This is a genomic window from Ideonella sp. P3_A4 (genome assembly GCF_056403075.1).
Window position 1 is genome coordinate 1 of the sequence record NZ_JBFUGE010001184.1, and the last position, 987, is coordinate 987.

At 63.1% G+C, this 987-nt stretch carries 2 protein-coding genes and 1 tRNA gene; all 3 read right to left on the bottom strand.

Features of this window, described 5'->3' with window-relative positions:
- On the bottom strand, positions 1-406 hold a 406-nt coding region (locus tag AC1DYI_RS36820), incomplete at its 3' end, for a SurA N-terminal domain-containing protein (RefSeq protein ID WP_477209023.1).
- A 176-nt stretch (positions 407-582) separates the two neighbouring features.
- Positions 583-658, bottom strand: a tRNA-Val gene (locus AC1DYI_RS36825).
- 11 nt (positions 659-669) lie between these two features.
- Positions 670-942, bottom strand: coding sequence for an HU family DNA-binding protein (locus AC1DYI_RS36830; RefSeq protein ID WP_477209024.1), 273 nt, complete (start codon positions 940-942; stop codon positions 670-672).
- Between the last annotated feature and the right edge of the window lie 45 nt (positions 943-987).

The following is a 987-nucleotide window of genomic DNA, read 5'->3' on the forward strand; positions in this document are numbered from 1 at the left end:
AGCTGACGCTGCCGTCCGGCGAACGGATCTGCGCGAACTGCGGGTCCGTCTTGAAGCTGCGTTCCAGCCGATCGGGCGTGATGACCAGGTTCTCCTTGGCCACGGCGGTGCGCATCACGCGCTCGCGCACCAGGCCGTCAAGCGTGCGCGCCTTCATCTCCGGCGTGTCGAACAGCTTCACATCGACGCCAGGCATCTGCTGCTGCATGCGCGCGACCTGCTGCTTGTGCGCCTGGTCCAGTTCGGACTGCTTGATCTCCAACCCGCCGACCTTGGCCACGGTGGCGTTGCTCGCATCGGTGAAGCGCGAGTAGCCCTGGATGCCGAAGAAGACGAAGGACGGGAAGATCAGCAGCACCAGGATGAACTGCAGCAGCTTGGTGTGCGTGCGAACGAAATCGAACATGGAACTCAGCCTTGTATGAAGGTGCTGCGCAAGAAACGACCCGGACGGGCTGCCCCCTTCGGAGGGGACACGAGGAAACGAAAAAGGCGAACCGGGGTTCGCCTTGTCGTCATCGGTCTGCGTACGCCGCGCGGGATTCTAATCAATGCCCGCCGGGCTGCGGCCGACGCTTTCGGTGGTGGGTGCTGAGGGGCTCGAACCCCCGACCTACGCCTTGTAAGGGCGCCGCTCTACCAACTGAGCTAAGCACCCGAAAGATGGCATCAGTTCAATGCGTCCTTCAGGCCCTTGCCGGGACGGAATTTTGGCACCTTGGCCGATTTGATCTTGATCGTGTCGCCGGTGCGCGGGTTGCGGCCGGTGCGGGCCGCGCGCTTGGTGACGGCAAAGGTGCCGAAGCCCACGATCGACACGCTGCCGCCCTTTTTCAGGGTGGTTTTCACGCCCCCGATCACGGCTTCCAGCGCGCGCGTAGCGGCGGCCTTGGAGATGTCCGCCTGGCGCGCAATGTGTTCGATCAACTCGGATTTGTTCACGTAGGTACCCCTCTCTCAACGGTCTCGCAATGGTGTGGCTTGGCT